This window comes from Roseibium sp. (assembly GCF_965276855.1).
GTDB lineage: Bacteria > Pseudomonadota > Alphaproteobacteria > Rhizobiales > Stappiaceae > Roseibium.
In genome coordinates this window covers 3,026,670-3,042,928 of record NZ_OZ255700.1, presented here as the reverse complement: position 1 = coordinate 3,042,928, position 16,259 = coordinate 3,026,670, and the positions used below count along the sequence as shown (strand labels likewise).

18 protein-coding genes are annotated in these 16,259 nt (G+C 56.9%); 9 read left to right on the top strand and 9 right to left on the bottom strand.

The genetic code is table 11. From position 1 onward, the window contains the following. The 3 genes from ACQY4Z_RS14065 to ACQY4Z_RS14055 form a co-directional block, all read right to left on the bottom strand. On the bottom strand, positions 1-1,035 hold the full coding sequence (locus tag ACQY4Z_RS14065) for a sodium-dependent bicarbonate transport family permease (RefSeq protein ID WP_286183811.1): 1,035 nt from the start codon (positions 1,033-1,035) through the stop codon (positions 1-3). Positions 1,036-1,149: 114 nt separating this feature from the next. After that, positions 1,150-1,530 carry a hypothetical protein gene (locus ACQY4Z_RS14060; RefSeq protein WP_428522230.1) on the bottom strand — a complete coding sequence of 127 codons (381 nt, stop codon included), beginning with the start codon at positions 1,528-1,530 and terminating at the stop codon, positions 1,150-1,152. 140 nt (positions 1,531-1,670) lie between these two features. Further along, entirely contained in the window at positions 1,671-3,668 is a 1,998-nt protein-coding gene (locus tag ACQY4Z_RS14055; RefSeq protein WP_428522228.1) for a methylmalonyl-CoA mutase family protein, read from the bottom strand. Between the two features lie 285 nt (positions 3,669-3,953). On the opposite strand from ACQY4Z_RS14055, the gene ccrA reads away from it, so the two are divergent. Together ccrA and ACQY4Z_RS14045 are read left to right on the top strand one after the other, a co-directional pair. Further along, the gene (ccrA, locus tag ACQY4Z_RS14050; RefSeq protein ID WP_133952301.1) at positions 3,954-5,249 is read left to right on the top strand and encodes a crotonyl-CoA carboxylase/reductase; all 1,296 of its coding nucleotides are present in this window, start codon (positions 3,954-3,956) and stop codon (positions 5,247-5,249) included. 304 nt (positions 5,250-5,553) lie between these two features. Further along, complete coding sequence (locus tag ACQY4Z_RS14045) at positions 5,554-6,012, top strand: CAP domain-containing protein (RefSeq protein ID WP_133952634.1); 459 nt, start codon at positions 5,554-5,556, stop codon at positions 6,010-6,012. 6 nt (positions 6,013-6,018) lie between these two features. Here the strand turns inward: ACQY4Z_RS14045 and ACQY4Z_RS14040 are convergent, their stop codons facing one another. Beyond that, the gene (locus ACQY4Z_RS14040) at positions 6,019-6,549 is read right to left on the bottom strand and encodes an SH3 domain-containing protein (RefSeq protein WP_428522225.1); all 531 of its coding nucleotides are present in this window, start codon (positions 6,547-6,549) and stop codon (positions 6,019-6,021) included. A 299-nt stretch (positions 6,550-6,848) separates the two neighbouring features. After that, positions 6,849-7,250 carry an SH3 domain-containing protein gene (locus tag ACQY4Z_RS14035; protein ID WP_428522223.1) on the bottom strand — a complete coding sequence of 134 codons (402 nt, stop codon included), beginning with the start codon at positions 7,248-7,250 and terminating at the stop codon, positions 6,849-6,851. A gap of 167 nt (positions 7,251-7,417) precedes the next feature. On the opposite strand from ACQY4Z_RS14035, the gene ACQY4Z_RS14030 reads away from it, so the two are divergent. Continuing rightward, entirely contained in the window at positions 7,418-7,924 is a 507-nt protein-coding gene (locus ACQY4Z_RS14030) for a hypothetical protein (protein ID WP_209176174.1), read from the top strand. Between the two features lie 33 nt (positions 7,925-7,957). Here the strand turns inward: ACQY4Z_RS14030 and ACQY4Z_RS14025 are convergent, their stop codons facing one another. Beyond that, on the bottom strand, positions 7,958-8,680 hold the full coding sequence (locus ACQY4Z_RS14025; protein ID WP_428522221.1) for a glycoside hydrolase family 25 protein: 723 nt from the start codon (positions 8,678-8,680) through the stop codon (positions 7,958-7,960). Between the two features lie 358 nt (positions 8,681-9,038). Here ACQY4Z_RS14025 and xth point away from each other — a divergent pair, with 358 nt between their 5' ends. Both xth and ACQY4Z_RS14015 read left to right on the top strand, forming a co-directional pair. Then, positions 9,039-9,848, top strand: a complete 810-nt coding sequence (gene xth / locus ACQY4Z_RS14020) for an exodeoxyribonuclease III (protein WP_428522219.1) — start codon at positions 9,039-9,041, stop codon at positions 9,846-9,848. A gap of 10 nt (positions 9,849-9,858) precedes the next feature. Then, positions 9,859-10,296 carry a hypothetical protein gene (locus ACQY4Z_RS14015; RefSeq protein WP_428522217.1) on the top strand — a complete coding sequence of 146 codons (438 nt, stop codon included), beginning with the start codon at positions 9,859-9,861 and terminating at the stop codon, positions 10,294-10,296. 20 nt (positions 10,297-10,316) lie between these two features. Here the strand turns inward: ACQY4Z_RS14015 and ACQY4Z_RS14010 are convergent, their stop codons facing one another. Beyond that, a complete protein-coding gene (locus ACQY4Z_RS14010; RefSeq protein WP_428522215.1) occupies positions 10,317-11,252 on the bottom strand; it encodes an aminotransferase class IV in 936 nt (311 codons plus the stop codon). 41 nt (positions 11,253-11,293) lie between these two features. Then, positions 11,294-12,268, bottom strand: coding sequence for an NADPH:quinone oxidoreductase family protein (locus ACQY4Z_RS14005; RefSeq protein ID WP_428522213.1), 975 nt, complete (start codon positions 12,266-12,268; stop codon positions 11,294-11,296). A 192-nt stretch (positions 12,269-12,460) separates the two neighbouring features. Between ACQY4Z_RS14005 and ACQY4Z_RS14000 the strand changes: the two genes are divergently transcribed. Further along, positions 12,461-13,006, top strand: a complete 546-nt coding sequence (locus tag ACQY4Z_RS14000) for an RNA methyltransferase (protein WP_428522211.1) — start codon at positions 12,461-12,463, stop codon at positions 13,004-13,006. On the opposite strand, the gene ACQY4Z_RS13995 is transcribed toward ACQY4Z_RS14000, so the two are convergent. After that, positions 13,007-13,573 carry a sigma-70 family RNA polymerase sigma factor gene (locus ACQY4Z_RS13995; RefSeq protein ID WP_422020762.1) on the bottom strand — a complete coding sequence of 189 codons (567 nt, stop codon included), beginning with the start codon at positions 13,571-13,573 and terminating at the stop codon, positions 13,007-13,009. Between the two features lie 281 nt (positions 13,574-13,854). Here ACQY4Z_RS13995 and ACQY4Z_RS13990 point away from each other — a divergent pair, with 281 nt between their 5' ends. The 3 genes from ACQY4Z_RS13990 to ACQY4Z_RS13980 all read left to right on the top strand — a co-directional run bounded on the left by ACQY4Z_RS13990 (position 13,855) and on the right by ACQY4Z_RS13980 (position 16,207). Then, complete coding sequence (locus ACQY4Z_RS13990) at positions 13,855-14,361, top strand: invasion associated locus B family protein (protein WP_428522209.1); 507 nt, start codon at positions 13,855-13,857, stop codon at positions 14,359-14,361. A 184-nt stretch (positions 14,362-14,545) separates the two neighbouring features. Beyond that, entirely contained in the window at positions 14,546-15,784 is a 1,239-nt protein-coding gene (rlmN, locus tag ACQY4Z_RS13985) for a 23S rRNA (adenine(2503)-C(2))-methyltransferase RlmN (protein ID WP_428522208.1), read from the top strand. Further along, the gene (locus ACQY4Z_RS13980; protein ID WP_428522206.1) at positions 15,785-16,207 is read left to right on the top strand and encodes a hypothetical protein; all 423 of its coding nucleotides are present in this window, start codon (positions 15,785-15,787) and stop codon (positions 16,205-16,207) included. It abuts the gene before it with no gap. The last annotated feature ends 52 nt before the right edge of the window (positions 16,208-16,259 follow it).

The following is a 16,259-nucleotide window of genomic DNA, read 5'->3' as shown; positions in this document are numbered from 1 at the left end:
TTATCCCCCCACTGCCTGTGCGACACTTAAGTACAGCGGTATGCCAAGTGTCAGGTTGAATGGAAAGGTTATTCCAAGCGACATGGTGAGATAAATAGACGGATTGGCCTCGGGCAAGGCCACACGCATGGCTGCAGGCACCGCGATATAGGAAGCAGACGCGCTCAAGGTCATCAAGAGGACTGCCCCGCCGGTCGACAGACCGATCAGGCTGGCGGCGATCAATCCGGCCGCCGATCCCAGCACCGGCATCAGGATGCCGAAGCTGATCAGGCCCGGCCGCAATTGGTGGGCGCTCGCCCGCAAACCACGGCCCGCAACAAGCCCCATGTCGAGAAGGAACAGGCAGAGCACGCCTTTGAACGGCGAAACAATGAAACTTTCGATCTCCTTGAGGCCGTCTTCGCCGGTCAGGAAGCCGATCAGGAACGACCCGACCAATAGCACAATGGAGCCGTTGAGCAAGATCTCGCGCCACAGGCCCTGCGTATCCTGTTCACGTTCCTTGGCTTCCGCGCTTGAAGAGAACCGCGCAACGATCCAGAGCGCGGACAAAATGGCCGGCGCTTCCATCACAGCAGCAACAGCCACAAGATAGCCTTCACTAGCAATGCCCTGGCTCTGCAGAACGGACGTTGCCGCGACAAATGTAACAATCGAGATTGAGCCGTAGTGGCCAGCGACAGCAGCCGCATCCACCGTGCTCAACCGTGTCATGCCACGCAGAAGAGCGAACGCCAGGAACGGCAGCGCGAAGGACAGGATCAGACCAGCGATCAGGGACAGGATCAGGGTCGCATCAATCCCGTGCGCACTGACGCTCACCCCGCCCTTGAAGCCAATCGCAAAGAGCAGATAGATCGACAGGGATTTGGCGGCCGCTTCCGGGATCGTCAGGTCGGAGCGGACGAATGCCGCTCCCAAACCAAGCGCAAAAAACAAGATGATAGGCGACAAAAGGTTTTGCGCCGCCAATCCAAGAATTGTTTCGATCACCTCTGGCCGCCCCTGCTTGATCTGATTTTCGCGAGCCAACCGGCACGCTCAAAATACGTAGGATCACCTACGCCGCGCGGTATGAGACGTTTCCCGGCGGATTTCAAGGAAAAATAGCCCTGATTGCACCCGATTGACTAAGCCTTACGCAGCTCAAGTCGCGACATTTACCGCGTGCGGTGGCTCTTCACCGTCCGGGTGATCTTCATAGGCATGCCTGACATTTTGCGGCGGCACTTTGTCGACCGGTCCGGGCAACGGATGCACCGGGCCGTGGTCAACACCCGGTTCAAGGACTTCAAGAGCGGCAGCCTTGTAAGCGGCAATCCCGTCCAGCACGTGGTCTACAGAGTGATGTTCATCAATCACAACAGCCGGGTCTTCGTTCGAAGGTCCGGTGTCGTGGTCCTGGCGCTCTGCGGTACGCTTTTGTTCGCGGCCATATCCGGTGCCATCACCGTCCCGGTCCGCTGGATACTCTGTCGCATGCGCCACGACCTGGGCCGCAATGGGCCTTTCAATCGTCGTCGCCATTTCGGCCTCCTGGCCATCAGAGAGAGTTCGCCTTCTGGCAAACCTTCTTTGATTTTCACAACAAAGAGTTAACGAATCTTTACGGTATGTTAACCCGTTGTTCCAGAAGCAGCAAATCAGACAGGACCGGTTATTACGACCTAAGCAGCCTTTTCTGCGGCACCACCAACGATCTTGACGACATCCGCCATGATATCCGTCAGCTGGAAGTCCTTGGGCGTATAGACCGCAGCAATTCCCATGGCTTTCAGTTGCGCAGCATCTTCATCTGGGATGATGCCGCCGACGACAACAGGAATGTCATCCGCACCCGAGCTTCTCAGGAGATCCATGACATCGCGCACCAGCGCCAAATGGGATCCAGAAAGAATGGAGAGGCCAATGACGTGAACATCTTCTTCGACCGCCGCATTGACGATCTGGGCCGGGGTCAGGCGAATGCCCTCATAAACGACCTCCATGCCGCAATCCCGCGCCCGCACGGCAATCTGTTCCGCGCCGTTGGAATGTCCGTCCAGCCCCGGCTTTCCAACGAGGAACTTGAGACGCCGGCCGAGTTTTTCTGACGCAGCTTCCACATCCGCCCGCACGGCGGCCAGATCACCAGCGTCGTCGCTGACGGATTGACCAACACCCGTCGGAGCCCGGTACTCACCGAAGACCTCCCGCAAGGTGCGCCCCCATTCCCCGGTCGTCACACCAGCTTTAGCCGCAGCAATGGACGGTTCCATGATATTCCGGCCTTCCTGGGCTGCCGCTCGCAGTTCGGAAATGGCCGCATCAACGGCCGCCTGCTCGCGGGCCTCGCGCCAGGCTTTGACTTTCTCGATGGCCTCGCCCTCGACATGCTCAGGCACTGTCAGAATGCCGCCGTCTTCGCCAGCTGCCAGTGGGGACGGCTCTGTCTCGGTCCACTTGTTGACCCCAACCACAACCTGATCACCGCTTTCAATCCCGGCAAGGCGCGCCGAATTGGCCTCGACAAGCTTGCGCTTCATGTAGCTGGATTCAACGGCCGCAACTGCCCCGCCCATCGCGTCAATGCGCGCGAGTTCTTCGCGGGCTTCGGCTTTCAGCTCCTCCACTTTGCGGGTGATTTCCGCAGACCCGTCGAAGATGTCCGCATACTCCAGAAGGTCGGTCTCATAGGCGAGGATCTGCTGCATTCTGAGCGACCATTGCTGATCGAACGGACGCGGCAGGCCCAGCGCCTCGTTCCAGGCCGGAAGCTGGACAGCGCGAGCCCTTGCGTTCTTGGACAAAACCACGGCCAGCATTTCAACAAGAATGCGGTAGACGTTGTTTTCCGGCTGCGGCTCCGTCAGGCCAAGGGAGTTTACCTGAACGCCATAACGGAAGCGGCGGTAGCGCTCATCTTCCACGCCGTAGCGCTCGCGGCAAATCTCGTCCCAAAGCTCTGTGAAAGCGCGCATCTTGCACATTTCAGTGACGAAACGCATGCCTGCATTCACGAAGAAGGAGATCCGGCCAACCGCCTTCGGGAAATCTTCCTCCGGTATCGCTCCACTTGCCTTCATGCTGTCGAGAATGGCCACTGCGGTCGCAAGTGCAAAGGACAATTCCTGGACCGGCGTCGCGCCTGCTTCCTGCAAATGGTAGGAGCAGACATTCATCGGGTTCCACTTCGGCATGTTGGAATAGGTCCACGAAATGACATCCGTCGTCAGACTCAGCGAAGGTGCCGGCGGGAACACATAAGTGCCGCGGGAAAGGTATTCCTTTATGATGTCGTTCTGTGTTGTGCCGGAGAGCAGCTTGCGGTCTGCGCCCTGTTCATCAGCTGCTGCTATATAAAGAGACAATAGCCACGGCGCGGTTGCGTTGATCGTCATGGACGTGTTCATGCGCTCCAGCGGGATCTCATGGAAGAGTGTCCGCATATCGCCGAGATGTGCAACCGGCACACCGACCTTTCCCACTTCACCGCGCGCCAAAAGATCATCCGGATCATAACCGGTTTGTGTGGGCAAATCGAAAGCCACGGACAGTCCGGTCTGCCCCTTGGCCAAATTCCCTCGGTACAACTTGTTGGATTCGGCGGCTGTGGAATGCCCCGCATAGGTGCGGAAGATCCAAGGACGGTCCCGCTCTACCTTGCCATCGCCTGCTGCGCTCATGCCGCTTCTCCTCCTAAGGCCTTATTTTGCCAGTCTTCTTTTCCCTGTAGCACCTGATTTACCGGTCTATCTCCCAAGACCAACAGTGTGCCGGAGTTTGCGCGCGCGCGAAACCCTTCTCTTGCAATGCAAAATACGACTGGCCAAAAAACGCAAGTTAAGCAATAGTCGTATAGATACGTATCTATTTTTGAACAATAGTTGCGCAAATTGGGGTTTTGCCCCGATAGAGCCTTTTGCACATGCGAAAGAAAATCGCGCCAAAGACAGCCCTGGGAGGGGAGAGTGACAGCAACAGCGCAAGCCAATGACAACCAAACGCGGGGAGACGCTCCGTTGAAAGATCTCTACGAAATCGGTGAAATCCCGCCGCTCGGTCACGTTCCTAAAAACATGTATGCGTGGGCAATCCGCCGGGAACGTCACGGCGCTCCGGAAGACGCGATGAAGCTTGAGGTCGTGCCGACCTGGGAACTGGACAGCCATGAGGTTCTGGTTCTCGTGATGGCCGCCGGTGTCAACTACAACGGCATTTGGGCCGGCCTTGGCGAGCCGATCAGCCCGTTCGACGGCCACGGCGCGCCGTTCCACATCGCCGGGTCAGATGCATCCGGGATCGTTTGGGCCGTTGGTGACAAGGTCAAACGCTGGAAAGTCGGCGATGAGGTCGTTATCCACTGTAATCAGGACGACGGCGACGACGAAGATTGCAACGGCGGCGACCCGATGTACTCCAATTCCCAGCGCATTTGGGGCTATGAGACCCCGGACGGGTCCTTCTCCCAGTTCACACGGGTTCAGGCGCAGCAGCTGATGCCGCGTCCGAAACACCAGACTTGGGAAGAAAGCGCCTGTTACACGCTGACCCTTGCAACGGCTTACCGGATGCTCTTCGGTCACCACCCGCACGAACTGAAGCCGGGCCAGAACGTTCTGGTTTGGGGCGCTTCTGGCGGACTTGGGTCCTATGCGATCCAGCTGATCACGGCAGCGGGCGCCAACGCCATTGGTGTCATTTCAGACGAAGACAAGCGTGACTTCGTCATGGATCTGGGTGCAAAAGGCGTCCTGAACCGCAAGGACTTCAATTGCTGGGGCCAGCTGCCGAAGGTCGGCTCACCGGAATACGCCGACTGGTTCAAGGAAGTGCGCAAGTTCGGCAAGGCGATCTGGGACATCACCGGCAAAGGCAACAACGTCGATATCGTCTTTGAGCACCCGGGCGAAGCGACGTTCCCTGTCTCAACGTTCGTCTGTAAAAAGGGCGGCATGGTCGTGATCTGTGCCGGTACGTCAGGCTTCAACTGCACCTTCGATGTCCGCTACATGTGGATGCACCAAAAGCGCCTGCAAGGCTCGCACTTTGCGCATCTGAAGCAGGCATCGGCCGCCAACAAGCTCATGATTGAACGCCGGATCGATCCTTACATGTCTGAAGTGTTTCCGTGGGATCAGATCCCGCAAGCGCACACCAAGATGTGGAAGAACGAACACGCCCCCGGCAACATGTCCGTCCTTGTTTGTGCGCCGACCACGGGCCTGCGGACCCTTGAAGATGTGATTGAAGCTGGAAAACGCTAAATCAACCATTCTCCCCGAAGGCTTAGAGCCTGATGCAGCCTGCCAGCCCGATGTTCGGGCTGGCTTTTTTGTTGGCCGGCACCGTCAGACTTTCGCCATCTGTGGGCAGCCCTCTCAGCATTCCTCACATGGCTTGTCGAACCAGTCCCAATTCTGCTGCTATTCGCCGACATTGTTCCTGCATCGAATCACGATGCACTCCAGATACAGGCGCTTATTGAACATGCGTGCGACAGCCCGGCGATCCCTCTCCAGACTCATGTTGATCCCTATCGGGCTTGCGGCCTTGGGGCTGTCCGCCTGCATGGGCGATCGCCTGCAGACGCCGCCGTTTTATCAGGATCTGGCAAAAACGGATGGACAGGTTGATCCGGCAACAGCCGCCCAGATGATCTCGCAATACCGGATCAACAACGGTTTACCGGCCGTCACGCCCGACCCGCGATTGACCTCCATTGCGCAGACCCAAGCCAACGCCATGGCATCCGCCGGAACGGTTCAGGCATCGCTTGCGTCCAATCTGCAACTGGAAACCCGCATGGCCGCGATCGGGGAGCCAAAAACCGCGGCATCTGAAAATGTGAGTGCCGGTTATCGCACCTTTGCGGAAGCCTTTTCCGGATGGCGGGAATCTCCGAAACACAACGAGGTGCTTCTCGCAAACTCCGCCACCCGCCTTGGCATCGCGACAGCCTATTCCGCTAATGCCAAGCACAAGGTCTTCTGGTCACTTGTCCTGGCAGCTCCGGCTCCAACTCAATAAACCCAATCAGGAACGCCTGGAACCACGCGGTGGCTGCATAGGCTGGTGCGGCCGAGGCGGTCTGACCTGGGCCTGCGGCGGGCGATCCGGAAGTATTGGTGCGACAGCACGCGGCGGTCTCGGCTGATAATAAGGACCACGCGGGCCGCGGGGCGGCGGGGCATAAACGCGCGGGCGCACCGGCCGATTATAGATGGTCACGTTTCGGTTTATGATCGGCACGCCGATATAAACGCCCGCACTTGGAATAGGCTGGCGGTAGTAACTGCCACGCGTTCCGTAGACCAGATAGCTTCCCGAAACCCATCCGGACATGTTCCCGTAGCTCGCATCACACCAGCCATATCCGGCGGTACATCCCGAAATCTGGACTGCCGCGCCTTGCGGCAGGGTTGTTATGACAGGATAGCTGGTTCCGGGTCCGGCCCGCATATTCAGCCCGCTTGTGGTGTAGGCGACTGATGCATTTGCTTGGGACATGGCTGGCTGCGCAAGAAACCCTGCGGCCATCATCGCCAATGCTGCTTGCTTCAACATGATCTTCTCTCCAAAAACTACCCATGACACGGCAGTGATGTGGAGATTTAAGATGGCCCAATTGCAACAGAGCCATTCATCTACGGTTCATGTCGCAAATCCAGCGCAGTTTTCTGAAAGACCCACAAGTACTTAATGATATTATTAAATATAATACAGACAGTAATGAAACGATATCTTCCGATATACGTTTGAAACCACTCAGAAGAACGGCTTGGTGCGGGAGGATGGCAGTCACTGCCAACGAAAGCGCCCGCAAAAAAACGGGCGCTCCTTCCTTTTCCGGATCGATCGTCGGGTCAGTACCGGCGGTAGCCGGGCAGCGGCTGAACCCTTACCGGACCGCGTCCATAGACCGGGTAGTTCTGCTGATAACGCGGCACACCCACGTAAATTCCGGACCGCGGGATCGACTGGCCATAATACCGGCCCTGAACGCCATAGCTGAGATATTTCCCCGAGACCCAACCTTTAACCGTGGTGAAGGCCGCATCACACCACTGAAAGTCCGCGGTACAGCCGAACACGGTGACCCCGGCGCCCTGAGGCAAGGTTGTCAGAACCGGATAGTTGGTTCCCGGCCCAGCGCGCATGTTCAAATTGGCCGTGGTGTAGGCGATTGCCGGGCCGCCGGACTGGGCGAGAGCCGGTGTTATTGTCAGGACCGCAGCGGCCAGAGCCATCGCAAAGCGGTTCAACATCCTCAAAACTCCTGTTTATCTGCCCAGACATCGACCATGTGAGCCGATAACGTGGCGAAAGTATAGCACCCTCAAGCGTTTCCGCCTTCAGACGGTATCATGTTCGCCCTTGATTTCGGTCAGAAGACCAGACTTCATAGAGCCTTATCCTCAGGGGGGCTCAAAACGTGATCGATTCTATTCTAAAAGCCTGCGCACGCCGGACATTTCAGGGCGCATGTATAGCGGCGGTTTTGGCAGCGGGCACGCTGCCGTCCAGTGCCTTCGATTCGCATGCGGGCTATTATTATCCAGCTCCTCAGACAAGTGAGCCCTACATTTCAAACGTTGAAACAGCCCTTGATGCAAACAAGCGTTCAAGAGCAGCCTTTGTGATCGGGCTTGCCGCTCAGCAGTCGAAACAAGCTTATGCCCCCGGCTACCACCTGTTCGCCAAGGGCGCGGAGCTGGAAAAACTGATCATTGTCGCCACAGGCGACGGTCAGTACGACACGCTCTACCGGATGCGTGCCCTTTTGGCGTCACTGACCTCCATGGCCAGGGGCACCGAACTCTTTGCCCGCACCGACCAGCCGCAGGAATTGAACTTCCTCGATTTCTGCAAACTAATCGGCTTCAAGCAAGTCACCGTCAGCAACGGCAAGGATGTCACCCACCAGATCAAGGTGAACTGATCCAGCCGCCCCGGACCGGACCAGGGTCAGGACCTAGCGCTTCAGCTCGCCGTTCAGCCAATCCCGAAATTGCGACTTCGTACCGAAGAAAGCATTGCGGTCGACATCACCCTTGATGCCCGGAATCCGGCCTTCTGCGGTGTATTGCCAGAACACCCAGTCGTCCCGCTGTTCGTAGATGTTGTTCGGATAGGTCGCCACTGAGCGCAGCCAGAAGTGTTCGTCCAGGAAAGCCCCCACAAGGCGATCCCGGTGAAAGTCCACGGAAGAATAGATCACCGGCCGCTTGCCATAGTGGCGCTCCATCTCGTCCAGAAAGAGCTTCATGTCCGGAAGGATCCGCTCCCGAGGCGGACGCGTCGTACAGGTCTTGGAGTGCGCGTTCCACTCCATATCCAGAACCAGCGGCAAAGCCTGCGGATCGACCGGAACAACTTCCTTGACCCACGAGATCTGTTCCTCGACCGGACGGCAGAAGTAATAGAAGTGATAAGCCCCGCGCCGCACGCCGGCTTTCCGGGCCCCAATCCAGTTGTCGACAAACCGGGGATCGGCGTGGTCCCCACCTTCGGTGGCCTTGATCCAGGCAAAGGCAACGCCGGACTGGCGGACCCGGTCCCAATCAATATCCCCCTGCCATCTTGAGATATCGATCCCGTGAACCGCAAAGTCCTCCGGTGTCGGATCTGGAAAATCATAGGCAGAACACGCGCTCAAAAACGCGAAACCGACCAAAGAACAAACCGTTTTGATCATTGCGAGCACAGCAACCTCGGCAGGGTTAAGAAATGGTTTTTTCGACCGCTAAAATGCAATGGAGTTCCTAACGGAACGTGGACGAAACTCGAATTTCCAAGCAAAATTACGTAGACACCTTCACGATCATCTGACTACGGCTGAAATGCGGCGGATCAAAGTCGGCAGAAGGGCTATCAAACTGCATATCCATGCAAGGTTCCCTTCGCTCTTTCGGACATAGGGGACCGTTTCCTTTGTCAGGAGAGATGATGGTATCGGGTTGACCAGGCGGAGACTATTGTTGACGATCCCGCCGCTGCACGATACGCGGCTCCATCCAAACTCTCATTCAAGGCTGATCAGCCCAAGGATCCTCATGACAAACCGGCTCAAACTCGTCACCTGGAACATCAATTCCGTGCGTCTGCGCATGCCGATTGTCGAACAATTGATCGAGGAAGTCGCACCGGACGTCATTTGCCTGCAGGAAACCAAATGTCCGGACGCAAATTTTCCGGAAAAAGCCTTCCGCGCGGCCGGCTATGAGCACATGGCGATCAATGGCCAGAAGGGCTACCACGGGGTCGCGACCCTCTCGAAGCTGCCGCTCAGCAATGTCGAGAAGCGGGATTTCTGCAATGTTGGCGACAGCCGGCATGTGGCAGTCGATGTGCCGTTCAACGGGACAGCCTTGAGGGTTCACAATTTCTATGTGCCGGCCGGTGGCGACGAGCCGGACCGCGAAAAAAACGACAAGTTCGGCCACAAGCTCGACTTTCTTGCCGAAATGCAGGACTGGCTGAAGGGCCCGGAAACAGCCCGCCCGGCTGTCCTTGTCGGGGATTTGAATGTCGCGCCCTACGAACACGATGTCTGGTCCCACAAGAAGCTTTTGAAGGTCGTCTCGCACACACCGATCGAAACGGACCTCTTTGAAAAAGTCCGGGAGAGCGGCGGCTGGCTCGACGCGATGCGCCAGTTCACCCCAATGAAAGACAAGCTTTACACTTGGTGGAGCTACCGGGCGAAAGACTGGTCGGCTGCCGACAAGGGCCGCCGTTTGGACCATGTCTGGGTGTCTGAACCTGCGGCCCCCCACATCAAGAGCACCGAAGTCCTGCGCGACGCCCGCGGCTGGGAAAAACCATCCGACCACGCCCCGGTTGTTGCAGTGTTTGAGGCTTAATGCTGGTTCGATGGTTCCAATAAAAAAGCTTACGATTGAGAAGATCTCCAACCGTCACAGCGGCGAATATGACTTTTTCGTTTCAGGAAAGTCTTTGCTTCAAGAGCTGAAAGGCCTTGGCCGCGGCGGCATGGTTGCGAACTTGGGTAGCGAACGGGATCTGGTCGACACTCAAATGCGTGAATTGCTTCTGTGTGAAGTTGCAGGAACCACCGCGAACGGCCACATCCCACTCTATGTCTGTCCCTGCCGTGACCTTGCCTGTGGCTACATATCGGTGAAAGTCACCCATTCAAAAGGATGCTTCATCTGGAGCAACTTTGCGTATCATTGGACTGACTTCACTCAAAACGAAGTTTCTGAATCGGTTACCCAAATATCAGAACTAAAAGCAAGTCGCTTCAAGGAAGCAGATTACACTGCGGCCTTGGGGCATGTGTCTCACTAGAAAAAACTAACTAACCAAAATTAATCCCAATAAGAAATCTCCGTCCGGTTTTCCGGACGGGCGGCCCATTCAAAATAGGCCTTGTGCAGTGCTGCCGTGATCGGGCCCGGCGCATCATTTGAAAAGATCCGGTCATCCACCCGGGTGACCGGTGCGACGCCGCCACCTGACGTGGTGATGAAAACCTCGTCGCACTCGAAAAACTCGCTGAGCGGCAAAGCCCGGATCTCAATCTCAAGACCTTGTTCTGCCGCGATATCCAGCACCGTCTGACGGCTGATGCCTTCCAAAACACCGCTTTCGGCCGTCACCAGGGTTCGACCTTTCACGGCAAACACATTGAAACCCGGCCCTTCGGTCACGTTGCCATTATCATCCAGCAAAATGACGGTCTCCGCGCCGTTGTCCTTGGCCTCAAACAGCCCCTTGGTGAAATCCCCCCAGTGGTAGTTTTTGACCTTCGGATTGACGCTGGCGGGCGAAATCCGGCGCACCGTCTCGGCAATATGAACATGGGCCCCTCTCTCCGCGATCTCTGGCCGGATGACGTGAATGTAGGGCACGCACCAGGCAAAGAAGTGGTTCTTGCAGTCCCTCGGGTCTCGTGAACCCGACACCTGGTTCACGCCCCGGGAAGTGACCATGGCCACATAGGCCTTTTGCAATCCCGTCGCTGCTACGAGTGATTGAAGAACTTCTTTTATCTCTTCATCGCTCAGCTTCGGGTCCAGCCGCAGTTCGTCCATCGAGCGGCGAAAACGGGCCAGATAATGGGGCAAGCGAAAGAATGCACCGTCCAGTACCGGGACCACATCATAGGTGATGTCCGAATGGATTAGCCCCCAATCGGTAACTGGCAGCGCAGCTTCTGCGACCGGCATCACCTTGCCGCCCATCCACGCCGCACCGTTGGAAAGATCTGCGACGGTGACCCGAACATCGGCGGAAGTAGACATGGAGGACAGCTTTCGGTGAGATGAGAGGCGATTCGGCGAGACTACGGCACCAGAATGACCTTGCCAAACACCTTCCGTGCCGCGATTTCATCGAGAGCCGTGCCGATCTCCTCAAACGGGTAAACGCCGTGAATATGCGGCTTGAGCTTGCCTTCACTCACCCAGGCCAGCAGCTGGCGCATATTGGCCTTGTGGCCTTCCGGATCTTTTTTGATCGCCGCGCCCCAGAACACGCCGCGGATGTCGCAGCCTTTCAAAAGGGTGAGGTTAAGCGGGATTTTCGGAATATCTCCCGAGGCAAAACCGATCACCAGGAAGCGGCCTTCCCAAGCGGTCGCCCGAAGCGCTTGTTCGGCGAGATCTCCACCAACCGGATCATAGACGACATCGACACCGGCGCCGCCAGTGAGTTCCTTCAAGGTGTCCTTGAGGGAGGCCTTGGAGTAATCGACCAACTCATCAGCCCCAAGAGATTTTGCAAAGGCGAGTTTTTCTTCCGACGAGGCACAGGCGATCACCTTGGCGCCCATGATCGATGCGATCTCGACGGCGGCCTGACCAACACCGCCGGATGCCCCGAGAACCGCGACCGTTTCCCCTGCCTTGAGGTCGGCCCGGTCGCGGAATGCGTGCAGGGTCGTGCCATAGGTGACCGTAAGACCGGCAGCGGTCTCGAACGAAATGTCGTCAGGCATTTTGACCAGAGAATCCGGCGTGATGACCACTTTTTCCCGCGCCGCTCCAAAAACCATGTAGCCCATTACCCGGTCACCGGCGGCAAATTCTGTGACACCGTCGCCGACTTGTTCGACAATCCCGGCGAATTCCGCGCTCGGAGAAAACGGCGGCTCAGCCTTGAACTGATATTTGCCCTGAATGATCAGGGTGTCGAAGAAGTTGAGCGCACAGGCCTTTACGGCGACAACGACTTCGCCAGCTGCGGCCACCGGATCTGCGAGTTCCTCGATGACGAGATTTGATGGCGGGCCGTAGGACGGGCAAATACAAGCTTTCACGGGGCACTCTCTCAATCTGGAATTCTGTAAAGTTCCCTATGCTTAGCAAGCCATGAAAGACAGGGGAACTGGCTCAAAAGTCGTAACGGCTGGCAAGGTCGGCAATTGATCCTGCCGGCAAAGGTTCAAACTGCGACGGCTTTCGGGTATGAGACCGGAAATCCATCATAATGAACGAAGAACGGAAGAAAAATGCGCGGATATTTCGCGGTCGGAGCCGAAGGCCTGTCAAAACGGATGAACCTTGGAACGCTGATGCGGTCCGCTCATGCCTTTGGTGCGAGCTTCTTCTTCACCGTGGACGCCGAACAGAAGATCCGCAGGGCCCCTAAATCGGACACTTCCAAAAGCCCGGGACATTTGCCGACTTTTGACTGGGACAGTGTGAACACCATGGACCTTCCCCGCGGCTGCCAGCTGGTCGGGATCGAATTGACAGACGAGTCCATCGATCTGCCGAGTTTTGGCCACCCCTTGCAGGCCGCCTATGTGCTTGGCCCGGAACGCGGCTCATTGTCACCGCAAATGCTGGAACGTTGCGATCACGTGGTGAAAATCCCGACGAAGTTCTGCATCAATGTCGCCATGGCTGGCGCGATCGTCATGTATGACCGGCACAGGGCAATGGGCCGTTATGCGGACCGGGCCGTATCGTCAGGTGCCCCGACAGTGGAACGGCCCAAACATGTCAGCGGCGGCCCGATCAGCCGGACCGGACGGATTGTTCCGGGAAATTGATCAGTTCACGTCGACAGCTTCGTCAGCCTCGATCAACTGACGGAGCCGGCCAAAGGCGAGACGAATACGAGATTTTACCGTTCCAAGCGGCAAGCCTGTCTGGTCGGAAATCTCGCTGTGCGACAGCCCGATGAAAAACGCAAGGCGCACGACTTCTTTTTGCTCGTCGGGAAGCGAGGCCATGGCGGCCCTCACGCGCTCTTCGCGGAGCCGGGCATCCATTTCATCAGCAACATCGGGAAGCGGCGTTGGCTGCAATGCGGGTTCTTCGGGATCCAGCTCTGCGGTTTTTTGCCGCCGCAGCCGGTCAATCCGGCGGTTCCGGGCAATCCGAAACAACCAGGTGCTTGCAGATGATTTTTGCGGATCGAAAAGATCGGCCTTGCGCCACAAGGTCACCATGACGTCCTGAGCGACCTCTTCGGCCACGGCGTCATCGGCCCCCTGTTTCATCAGGTAGCCCTTCAGACGCGGTGCGAAATGATCGAAAAGCTCAACAAAAGCCGCTTTGTCTCGGCTTGTTGCGACCTTTACAATCAGATCGGAAAAATACTTCGTTTGCACCAACGGCCACTCAACTCCACTTCAACTCCTCCTGTTTAGCAGGTTCGTCGCAATTCGGAAGAGGGAACAGCAACATCGCCACACTGTCGCCCTGTTTTCTCGCGAGAGGCAATAGAGGACAGCCGTGCGGGCCCACCCTTGCACTCTGGAGAAAAAGAATTGTCGACATTAAGGCTTCAACCCTTTCGTAACCCGCTTTAAGTTATCATTAAAGCAACGTTTATATGTGTGTCGGCAATTGAATTAAATTTGACCGGAACCCCAAACCAAACGGTGTGGAGATCATGAAAGCAATAACGCTGGTACTGGCCCTAGCAGGTTTAGCAGTTTCGAGTGCAGCAGCGTTCGCGCAGACCCCGACGCTTTTGAAGCAGCATAAGGACTGGGCGGCATACGCGCTGACAAGCGGCAGCGGAAAAGTCTGCTACGCTTTGACCAAACCAACGACCATGCTGCCAGGCGACAGAAACCACGGCGATGTCTTCTTCTTCGTGACGTCCCGTCCCGCGGAAGGTGTCAGTTCTGAGCCGAGCCTGCTGGTTGGCTATCCCTTCAAGGACAAGTCCTCTGTCAGCGTTGATGTCGACGGCAAGGGCTTCACTCTGTTCACAAACAACGACGGAGCCTGGGTCGAAAACGCGGCCACGGAAGCTCAGTTGGTTGCAGCGATGAAGGCCGGCCGTGAGATGTCCGTAAATGGTGAATCCAGCCGGGGGACACGGACAACCTACAAGTTTTCGCTGTCCGGTGTGACGGCTGCGATCGACACCGCCGCACAAGCCTGCCGCTAACGGCTGCCGTCACCTTCAAAGGCGGCTCCACGCATAACTCCGTTGCGCTCGGAAAACTTGATTTTCCGGGCGCTTTGTGGTTTTGAGACAGTCAATATCTCCCTGAGAAAAACAGGTGAACCGGCATCGACGCTGCTTCGGCAAGCGGAACGACTTCGTGGCCGGACAAAAAACGGATCACAAAATGGCGGTTACGCTCGACATCGCGCGGGAAAATCCCAACGCGCAGACAGTTACAGGCATTGCACCAAATTCCGGGCCGGACGAAGACAAACCGACACTGATTGGCCTGTCTCGCGAGGAACTCGGTGAAGCTCTGGGAACAATCGGCGTGCCGCAAAAACAGTGGCGCATGCGGTCGTCGCAGCTGTGGCATTGGCTCTATGTGCGAGGTGTTTCCGACTTTGCGGAAATGACAAACATCGCCAAGGATCTGCGCGCCAAGCTGGATGATGCTTTCACCATCGCGCGCCCGAAGATCGTGTCGGAACAGATCTCCGTTGATGGAACCCGCAAGTGGTTGTTCCAGTTTCCGCCGCGCGGGGCCGGAAACCCTGTCGAAGTGGAAACGGTTTACATTCCGGAAGAAGGCCGGGGCACGCTTTGTGTGTCATCTCAGGTCGGCTGCACCCTCACCTGCACCTTCTGCCATACAGGCACGCAGAAGCTGGTCCGCAATCTGACTTCTGAAGAAATCCTGTCCCAGATCCTGATTGCCCGCGACCGGCTTGGCGATTTTCCAGATGCGCACACGCCGCAAGGTGCGATTGTGCCGTCCGAAGGCCGCCTGGTCACCAACATCGTCATGATGGGCATGGGCGAGCCGCTCTACAATTTCGAGAACGTGAAAAAGGCCCTGCTGATCGCCTCAGACGGCGACGGACTGTCACTCTCCAAACGCCGCATCACCCTGTCGACATCCGGCGTTGTCCCGGAGATCTTCCGCACAGGTGATGAGATCGGCTGCATGCTGGCAATTTCCCTCCACGCCGTTAGGGACGAGGATCGCGACATCCTGGTGCCGATCAACAAGAAGTGGAACATCAAGGAACTTCTGGACGCCTGCCGCAAATATCCAGGCCTGTCGAACGCCAAGCGCATCACCTTTGAATACGTGATGCTGAAAGACATAAACGACAGCAACGAAGACGCGCTGGAGCTGGTCCGGCTGCTCAAGGGCATTCCGGCGAAAATCAATCTCATCCCGTTCAACCCCTGGCCGGGCTCCCAATATGCCTGTTCGGACTGGGAGCGGATCGAGGAATTCGCCGACATCGTCAACCGGGCCGGTTACGCCTCTCCGATCCGCACCCCGCGCGGACGCGATATCTTTGCCGCCTGCGGGCAGCTGAAGTCAGCCTCTGAGCGCATGCGCAAGAAGGACCGGGATGCATTGGCGGCAAAAAAGGCTGCGGTTTATTAAGTGAACCAAAAGCGTGCCGACCCGGTCATCGGCTATGGGCTGGCCGTTCTTGTCGCTAGTGTTGTGTGTGTCGTGTTTTTGTTTGCAGGCGATGTGCTTGCTGGCCGGGGAGACTTGGTGGCATCCACAGGCCAATTGCTCGGGATAATGTTGTATGGCACTTTCATTACAGCAGTGACGGCATGGCCAGGATATTGGCTCACTCTCTTTGCCAGCAAAAAACTTGACTATAATTCTTTGCCCTTCTTTATGTTCTGCGGATTAGCAACAACCTATTCCGCAGTTTTTATTGCAGCCCTTACGTTTTGGGGCAGAGGAGCTTTCTGGTTGATGCTTGAGCCGGGGCTCTATGCGGGCGGCGCCGCCGGCGGCCTTGCATACGGTCTTTATGTTAAGTGCCACTTGATGGCAGATGACGCATAGCCAAATCATAAAACTTGCTGCCCTGCTGAGGTCTCTTAGTCCACAGTCCTAT

Bases quoted from the DNA above. Each gene is read 5' to 3' on its own strand.
- rlmN (WP_428522208.1), top strand. From the start codon at position 14,546: ATGGCGGTTACGCTCGACATCGCGCGGGAAAATCCCAACGCGCAGACA.
- ACQY4Z_RS14010 (WP_428522215.1), bottom strand. From the start codon at position 11,252: ATGTCTACTTCCGCCGATGTTCGGGTCACCGTCGCAGATCTTTCCAAC.
- ACQY4Z_RS14000 (WP_428522211.1), top strand. From the start codon at position 12,461: ATGCGCGGATATTTCGCGGTCGGAGCCGAAGGCCTGTCAAAACGGATG.
- ACQY4Z_RS14055 (WP_428522228.1), bottom strand. From the start codon at position 3,668: ATGAGCGCAGCAGGCGATGGCAAGGTAGAGCGGGACCGTCCTTGGATC.
- ACQY4Z_RS14040 (WP_428522225.1), bottom strand. From the start codon at position 6,549: ATGTTGAAGCAAGCAGCATTGGCGATGATGGCCGCAGGGTTTCTTGCG.
- ACQY4Z_RS14035 (WP_428522223.1), bottom strand. From the start codon at position 7,250: ATGTTGAACCGCTTTGCGATGGCTCTGGCCGCTGCGGTCCTGACAATA.
- ACQY4Z_RS14015 (WP_428522217.1), top strand. From the start codon at position 9,859: ATGGTTCCAATAAAAAAGCTTACGATTGAGAAGATCTCCAACCGTCAC.
- ACQY4Z_RS14060 (WP_428522230.1), bottom strand. From the start codon at position 1,530: ATGGCGACGACGATTGAAAGGCCCATTGCGGCCCAGGTCGTGGCGCAT.
- ACQY4Z_RS14045 (WP_133952634.1), top strand. From the start codon at position 5,554: ATGGGCGATCGCCTGCAGACGCCGCCGTTTTATCAGGATCTGGCAAAA.
- ACQY4Z_RS13990 (WP_428522209.1), top strand. From the start codon at position 13,855: ATGAAAGCAATAACGCTGGTACTGGCCCTAGCAGGTTTAGCAGTTTCG.
- ACQY4Z_RS14025 (WP_428522221.1), bottom strand. From the start codon at position 8,680: ATGATCAAAACGGTTTGTTCTTTGGTCGGTTTCGCGTTTTTGAGCGCG.
- xth (WP_428522219.1), top strand. From the start codon at position 9,039: ATGACAAACCGGCTCAAACTCGTCACCTGGAACATCAATTCCGTGCGT.